9 protein-coding genes are annotated in these 7,128 nt (G+C 67.4%); all 9 read left to right on the top strand.

The window, feature by feature from the left end:
- Positions 1-207 precede the first annotated feature (207 nt).
- Positions 208-537, top strand: coding sequence for a hypothetical protein (locus G6030_RS10450; protein WP_182643074.1), 330 nt, complete (start codon positions 208-210; stop codon positions 535-537).
- A gap of 40 nt (positions 538-577) precedes the next feature.
- Complete coding sequence (locus tag G6030_RS10445; protein WP_182643073.1) at positions 578-1,318, top strand: hypothetical protein; 741 nt, start codon at positions 578-580, stop codon at positions 1,316-1,318.
- 176 nt (positions 1,319-1,494) lie between these two features.
- Positions 1,495-2,994 carry a cutinase family protein gene (locus tag G6030_RS10440; RefSeq protein WP_182643072.1) on the top strand — a complete coding sequence of 500 codons (1,500 nt, stop codon included), beginning with the start codon at positions 1,495-1,497 and terminating at the stop codon, positions 2,992-2,994.
- A 32-nt stretch (positions 2,995-3,026) separates the two neighbouring features.
- On the top strand, positions 3,027-3,668 hold the full coding sequence (locus G6030_RS10435) for a DUF6668 family protein (protein WP_156509478.1): 642 nt from the start codon (positions 3,027-3,029) through the stop codon (positions 3,666-3,668).
- Positions 3,669-3,710: 42 nt separating this feature from the next.
- Complete coding sequence (locus tag G6030_RS10430; protein ID WP_063935013.1) at positions 3,711-4,010, top strand: hypothetical protein; 300 nt, start codon at positions 3,711-3,713, stop codon at positions 4,008-4,010.
- Positions 4,011-4,015: 5 nt separating this feature from the next.
- Positions 4,016-4,312, top strand: coding sequence for a hypothetical protein (locus G6030_RS10425; RefSeq protein WP_132064165.1), 297 nt, complete (start codon positions 4,016-4,018; stop codon positions 4,310-4,312).
- A 21-nt stretch (positions 4,313-4,333) separates the two neighbouring features.
- Positions 4,334-4,960, top strand: a complete 627-nt coding sequence (locus G6030_RS10420) for a hypothetical protein (protein ID WP_182643075.1) — start codon at positions 4,334-4,336, stop codon at positions 4,958-4,960.
- Positions 4,957-5,778, top strand: coding sequence for a hypothetical protein (locus tag G6030_RS10415; protein ID WP_182643071.1), 822 nt, complete (start codon positions 4,957-4,959; stop codon positions 5,776-5,778). Before G6030_RS10420 ends, G6030_RS10415 begins: the two co-directional genes overlap by 4 nt.
- A 44-nt stretch (positions 5,779-5,822) precedes the next feature.
- The coding region (locus tag G6030_RS10410) for a hypothetical protein (protein WP_182643070.1) at positions 5,823-7,128 on the top strand (1,306 nt) is incomplete at its 3' end.

Below are 7,128 nucleotides of genomic sequence, written 5' to 3'. Positions count from 1 at the left end.
CCGCGCCCGCTCCCGCGCCCGCTCCCGCGCCCGCTCCCGCGCCCGCTCCTGCGCCCGCTCCTGCGCCTGCACCGCAGGGAATCACGATCGATCTCGGTGGCCGCGCGCCGGTCGTACCGCAGGCCCCGATCGCTCCGAAAGAGCTTCGTATCGGCTGAGTGACCCTCAGGCCACCAGTTTTCACCCCGTAGAGAAAGAGGAAATTCCATGCTCGCAGCCGCTTCTGCCATTTCCGGCGTGATCATCTCCGCGCTCGCGGCCCTTGGCCCGATCGCCGCCCCTGTCATCGCCGCGGCGACTACTGCCGGTCCGATCGCCACCGCCGGTACCGCGATCGCCGGGCTGGCCGGCACCGGAAGCGTCGCCGGTGGTGCCGCCTCGCTCGGTGCCGGCGGGGCCGCACTCAACTCAAACCCGCACGCCGCACTCGGCGTCCAGAACGGCATCAACGACTCGATCAACCAGGCCAAGGACCACGTCGCCGGGTCGATCAACAACCTGAACATCCCGGGCGTGCCCCCGGTCCACTTCAACTGATCCGACGCACTGATCGCCGCACCGATCGAGGGGAGTGGACATGAGCCGCGACGACGATCTGCCCGAGTGGTTTTCGGAGTCGTCAAATTCTGCTGACGACCGCGGTGAACCCCGCCACTTGGAAGCCGTGGCCGGAGGCCCGGAGTCCGACTGCGACTGGTTCGACCAGGCCGAGACCGCTCCCGCGGCTGTCGAAACCCCGCCCGCGCGAGATCGCGGCGGGAGGCGAACCAAGCTCCTGTTCGGCGGCACAGTCGCGGCGGTACTGCTAGCGATCGGGGGCGGCGCGTGGATGCTGTCGTCGCTCCTATCTGGCTCCGAGACGTCGGCCTCCCCGACGTTGACGCTCCCCACGACCGCGACCACCGCACCACCGAGCGGCGAGGCGGTGGTGGCCGAATCGGAGTGCGAGTCCTCCGAGTCGGCCACCACCGTGACGGGCAACGGCAAAGGCGACCGAGAGTCCGCCGCCGGAGTAGTCCTGGCCTTCCAACACGCCTACTACGTCGCCAGAGACGCCGAGGCGATCAAGCCGCTGTTGGCGAAGGATTCACCGATCACCAATCTCGATGCTCTTCAGGAGGGCATCGACTCAGTGGCCCGCGGGACAACGCACTGCCTGCGTATCGAGCGCGACGGCGACGACGCCGTGGTCGAGCTGACCGAGACCGCTCCTGGCGGCAGCGAAACGACCTACTACCAGCGCGTGACGACCACCCGTGAGAACGGGGAGGTCCGGATCGTCTCGATCGAAGAGAACTCTGAAGGAGCCAGCGAATGAAGCCGGGGAACGTGGCAAGGATCGGCGCTGTCATCACGGCGTCATCGTTGGCAGTGGTGGCCCAAGCGGGAGGGGTCCAGGCGCAAACCACGGCGAGCGCTACACCCTCCGCCACCACGGCTCGACCGTTGACCTCAACCGCTACGGTCCCGACCTCGTCTCGAGGGACCTCGGAGGTGGCGTTGCCCGAGGGCGATGAGTGCCCGCTGGTGCAGCTCGTGGCGATCAACGGCACGACGGAGTCAACGAGAAACTCCAAGACCGACGCGGACACGGGATGGATGGCTCGCGTGGTGAGTCCCACCGTCAGAGCGGCTAACGCCGATGGCCAGGCGCGTATGAGCCGCACCTACGTGCCGTACCCGGCATCCTTCGGAGGCTTCGTCCCCTCAGAGGACCAGTCGAGTTACGCCGAGAGCGTCACCGTCGGCATAGAGAACGGGCGAAAGCTCATCGCCGAGACGATCGAGCGATGCCCGGAGACCAAGATCTTCGTCTCCGGCTACAGCCAGGGCGCCCAGGTCGCCTCGGCCCTGGCCCGTGAAATCGGCGCCGGCTCCGGGCCTGTCACTCCCGAGCAGTTCGCCGGTGCGGCGCTGATGAGTGATCCCACCCGTGCTCAGGGCGCCCCGATCTTCCAGGAAGGCTCGTCCCGGACGACTCCGGGGACGGTGCCGGGCACGGAGGGCGCCGCGGTGGCGGCGATCAACGTGGGTGAAGGTGCCCCGCGGCCGGAGGGGCGCGGAATCTCCCCGAACACGTCGGCCCCGGATTTTGGTGCGGTGGCCGATCGAGTCGCCTCGTTCTGCGTCCCCGGAGACCTGGCATGCGACACCCCGCCCGACTCCGATCTGTTCCAGGTCGTAGCCAACATCGCCGGACAGAGCGAGACCGGGGGAGACCCGATCCGTGCGCTGGTCAACGTCGCCACCGTGGCGGGGCAGTCGGTGCTGTTCACGGCCGCAGAGACCATCGCCGAAGACGTGGAGTACTCCGACGGAAGTGGGTTCACCATCGCCCCGGCCAGCCGGGGCACCACCACGCTGTCGCGGATGGCGCGCTACTCCGACCCGACCCAGGTGCAGAACCCGACCGATCCGACCGCGCTACTGGTGGAAGCCGGGACCAAGCTGGCCGGGATGGCGCTCGGAGCGTCGATCACCGTGGCCAAGAAGACCCTGACGCCGGAGAACATCGCGCAGATCGCGGTGGCCGGCGCAGCGAGCCCGGCAGCGGCAGCAACGGTGCTGGTGGGCCAGCTCGCTGTTGCGGCGTCTGAGGTCATCACGCCCGCAACCGTGGACTCCGGTCTGCAGCGGGTGATCGGCGAGATCGAGCACACGGTGTCCGACACGACGGGCCTGGTCGACCTGGCGACCCAGACCCAGACCTGGAACGCGATCGACGCCCACGGCATGTACGACCGCACCCCGTTTACGGCATCAGGGCAGTCCCCGGCGGCGATCACCCAGCAGTGGGCGCTGGCCGCGGCCAACGACCTCGCCGTTGCCCGGGGGATGGAGCCGGTCAGCGAGATCAGCCACTCCACGAATGCCGACCGCATGGCCCTGATCCGGTCGGGAGCCGGGAACGACCAGCTGTCCAAGCTGCCGGCGACGTCGCAGACCGCCGACATCGCCGGACTCTCCGAGGCCCTGGCCTCGGTGACCGCGTGACGCCCGCAAGGGACAAGACGAAGGAGGCGAGCATGACCAGCGCCCACAAACTCCCGCACCCGACATCTAAGGCTGTGCCCGGGTGGCTGGCTGTGCCAGCCGAAGGAGACCGCGCACCGGTGTGGGACGCGCCCGTTCCGCGCCCCGCCGACAGCCGGACCCCGGTGATCTGGCTGCTCGGCGCCCACGGCGGTGCCGGGGTGTCGACGTTGGAATCCATGTGGGCGCCGGCCGCAGACAGTCAGCGAGGTTGGCCATCCGCCGAGAAAGCGCCGTTCGTCGTCGTCGTCGCACGAATGCACACGGTCGGTCTCAATGCAGCGCACCGGCTGTGCCTTCAGCACCAGGCAGGAGAGGTCGGCGGTTGCTCGCTGCTGGGCCTGGTCACCGTCGCCGCAGCCCCCGGCAAACCGGACCTGACACTGTCCCGCCGCCGCGAGCTCGTCGCCGCCGCTGCCGGGGCGAGCTGGCACATCGACTGGGTTCCCGAGCTGCTGACCTCGGAGCCGACCGAGCTGGCGCAGTGGACCCCGGACTACACCCCGCCACCGGCTAAGCGATTCGCCCGGCCGCTAGCGCCCACTGACGCGGTCCCAGAATCGGTCGCCACCGCTGCCGCGGAGGTCTTCGCCGCCGCGGGCGAGCAGTGGCGCAACCGCCCTGGCAAGCCCTAACCCCATCTCAACCGCATCACCTCACCCCAAGGAGAGAACGCCATGATTGTCGAGACGATTCACGCCGCCGCCCCGGTGGCCGAGCACATCATCGCCGTCGGCGAGAACCTGTCCCCGATGGAGATCCCCGGGGCCGGCGACAAGGTCGACACCGCACTGTCGTACGCGATGTGGGGCTGCATCGCCGTCGGGATCTTGGGCGTGATGTTCACGGGGGCATATTTCGTCATGGCGCGGGCAGCGGGGCGGGGTGACGAGGTCCAAGGTCGAGTTATTGGAATCATCGGCGGTTGCTTGACGATCATGCTGGCCGGCCCCATCGTCAACGCCCTGGTCTCCTAACCGCCGTGCTCACCGACGTGGTGACCGTGCTGGCGCAGGACCCGGCGGTAGTACTACCTCCGACCAGCCCTGTCGCCCCGCCACCCGAGGCGATGACCCGGTTCACCCAGGCGGTCGGCTGGGTCAAGTGGGGAGCCACCGCCGTCGTGGTCGCCGGCGTTATGGCGATCGGGGCTCTCCTGACGGTCGACAACCGACTGATCGACCAGTACGGCCCCTCGATCCAGGCCATCGCCATCAAGGTCGTCCTCGGTTGCCTGGTCGTCGCCACTGCTGGCCACTTCGCCGACGTATTCATCTAGAAGGAGTCCCTGTTGTCCAAGATGCGACGCGTTCTCACCGCTGCGGCGGTGGCGCTGCTGCTGACGGCGAACACCGCCTGCTCAAATGATGAGCAGACCGAGCAGCCGCCAGTTGTGGACACCGCTTCTGCCCCGGCTGATCTGACGTGGCGGAACGTAGCCGGACTCAAGGTGCCGACCTCCCGCGCCGACGGGCCGGCGCGAACGTCTCCGCCCCAGGGGTACAGCCATACCCCGCAAGGCGCGGCTCTGGCAGCGGCGAACGGGCAAGCAGCCCTTGCCACGGCGCCCGACTCCACGTGGCCCGAAGTGGTGCGCACGGTCACCGCTCCCGGCCCCGGCCGGGACCAGTGGGCGCAAGCCCGCGTGCTGATGAGCGTGTCGGGCGCCGTCGATCCGTCGGTGGCCGCCACCTTCACCGCGTTCAAGATCACCGACTACTCGCCTGAAAAGGCGATTGTATTGCTGGCGACATCGACCCCCCCTGCGCCGGGAGAACAGGAGCCCCTGCTGACGGCCTACCCGGTGCAGTTGGCGTGGACAGGGGCGGACTGGAAGCTCGTGCTTCCCACGCAGGAAGACGACATCGACGCGGCCGAGATCCAGGCACTCGAGGGCTTCACCACCTGGGAGGCAGAAGCAAAGTGAACAAGCGCCCCTGGACCATTGCCGCGGCTCTCCTAGCGGCGGCCATCATCACTCTCGTCATTGTCGTCGCCTCGCTCAACAGAAACTCTTCGGAAGACACGACTGCGACAGCTGCCCCCGAACCGCCGCCGGCAGCGTCTCTGCAAAGCTCACCACCCGATCAGACCGGCGAGTTAGTACCCGACGCGATGGGCAGGCGGGTACTCGATGTCGGCCAGGTCCCCGGGAAGCCGTTGGCGCAAACGGAATCGCCGGGAGACTTTCCTGCGGGTACTGAGCCGGTAGGCCCTCCGGCGGGCTTAGAGCTGCAGCGAGTGGCCCGAGGCGTAACGATCGGCGTCTCGACAAGTGACGGACCTACCGGAATCGAGGACGGCGTCCTCACAGGGTTTGCACGCTCACCCCAGGGCGCTGGCCTGCTCGCGATGACACATCGAGCGCGGGTGATCGCGGCAGGCCCGGAGTACACGGCCTTCCTCAAGTACTACTTCCCGGACGCCTTCGCGCAGCTGTCCCCGACGATGATCAACGAGATCGAAGCCAAGGACGAGTCGAAGATGCGGGACTACATGTCCACGGGGTATTTGGCGCCCTCGTGGTTCAAAGTTCGCGCCTGCGACGAAAACTTCTGCACTGTCGAAACCGCTGATGTTCCGCTGAAGGAAGCACTCGGAGCTGTTCCCGAAGAGGCGCAGGGCGCCGACCGGCATTCAGTCACTCGAGTCTCGATGGCGTGGCGCGGGGATCACTGGGTGATCGTCAAGACAGATGCCTACAACGTTGAAGCTCTCGATGACTCGTGGGTGAGGTGGCTATGACACGCCATCGTCCGACCGACATTGCATTAAAGATCCGCCGATGCGTGGCCATTTTCGTCGCGTCCTTCACAGCGATCGTTGCCTTCGGCGGCCCTGCAACAGCGCAGGATCTACCTGAGTCGCAGAACAGCTTTCAAGAGCTCTATCACGAGTGCCGTGAATTCATCGACACGGACCCGTTCACCGGCGAGGACGGCGGCGCTCGTGACCATGAAGCCAGCAATTTCCTTGACGGTGCCCTGAATCAGCTCGGAAACACCGTGGCCAGCGGCACGTGTAACGCAATCAGCGCGGTACGCCACCCAGGCGACGCTTTGGAGGCTGCTGCTTCAACCGCCGCCTCGGCGTTCTGGGGCGATCCGATCGGAGACTTCGTCAAGTCCCTCCTGGAGGGAAATGCTCAGGCGTTGTCGCTGATCATGACGATGTGGATTAAGGAGTCACCCTTCTCGAACGAGGACCTCGAGCAGTCGGTGGCGGACGTTGAATCCCCCTCCACTGCACCAGATTTCCGGTCGTCGGTGGCAGGAGTGTTCAACCTGACGCTGTGGGCGCAGGTACTGCTGTTCGTGGTGTCGCTGATCATCGCGGGGGCACGGATGGCGGTCGCCCGGAACCGCGGATTGGGTGATGGGTTCGAGGACGTCGGACAGCTCGTCTTCAACTTCATCCTCGCCGGGGCCGCGCTTCCGGCGGTGATCATGTCGCTGCACATGGCCACCGACCTGGTCTCGGTTCAGTGGCTCACCGACGGTCTGGGCGGGGATCCAGAGGCCAAGATCAACGCGGTCGCGCTCATCGACGAGAAGACCGGACTCGGGCCGGCCGCGGTGTTGATCATGGTGGTGTTCGCGCTGCTGGGCGCTCTGGCGCAGATGGTGGCGCTAGTGATCCGCGAGGGCCTTCTGGTGGTGGTGGTGGGTCTGCTGCCGCTGGCGGCAGCGTCGTTCGCGCTGAGCACCGGCAAGCAGGCCTTCAAGTCGATGATCGGGTTCGTCGTCGCGGCGCTGCTGTTCAAGCCGGTGGCGACCCTGCTGTACCTGGTGGCGTTCTGGCTCAGCTCGGGAACAGAACAGCCGTCGATGATGGAGGCGGTCTCCTCGATGCTGCTGCTGGCCGCCGCCGGCCTCGTGCTGCCCGCGCTGATGCGCGTCGTCGCTCCGGCGGTGTCTGCCTCGGTGTCCGGTGGCAGCGCCGCCGGCATCGGCGCCGCCGCTGCCGGAGCTACGGGCGCTGTCGCCGGCGCCGCCGGCGCTGCGTTGGGCAACGTCCAGCAGAGCCTTGGCAGCGGAGCGTCGTCGTCCGGCTCGGGAGGCCAGAGTGCTGCGAACGGGGCGGCCTATCTCGGCC

Source organism: Dietzia sp. E1 (assembly GCF_014145015.1).
GTDB classification, from domain to species: Bacteria; Actinomycetota; Actinomycetes; order Mycobacteriales; family Mycobacteriaceae; genus Dietzia; species Dietzia cinnamea_A.
Note: the sequence above shows the minus strand (reverse complement) of the source record. Positions and strands in the feature narration are given on the sequence as shown.

Excerpts from the sequence above, each read along its gene's own strand:
- G6030_RS10450 (WP_182643074.1), top strand. The coding sequence starts at position 208 with ATGCTCGCAGCCGCTTCTGCCATTTCCGGCGTGATCATCTCCGCGCTC.
- G6030_RS10445 (WP_182643073.1), top strand. The coding sequence starts at position 578 with ATGAGCCGCGACGACGATCTGCCCGAGTGGTTTTCGGAGTCGTCAAAT.
- G6030_RS10435 (WP_156509478.1), top strand. The coding sequence starts at position 3,027 with ATGACCAGCGCCCACAAACTCCCGCACCCGACATCTAAGGCTGTGCCC.
- G6030_RS10430 (WP_063935013.1), top strand. The coding sequence starts at position 3,711 with ATGATTGTCGAGACGATTCACGCCGCCGCCCCGGTGGCCGAGCACATC.
- G6030_RS10420 (WP_182643075.1), top strand. The coding sequence starts at position 4,334 with ATGCGACGCGTTCTCACCGCTGCGGCGGTGGCGCTGCTGCTGACGGCG.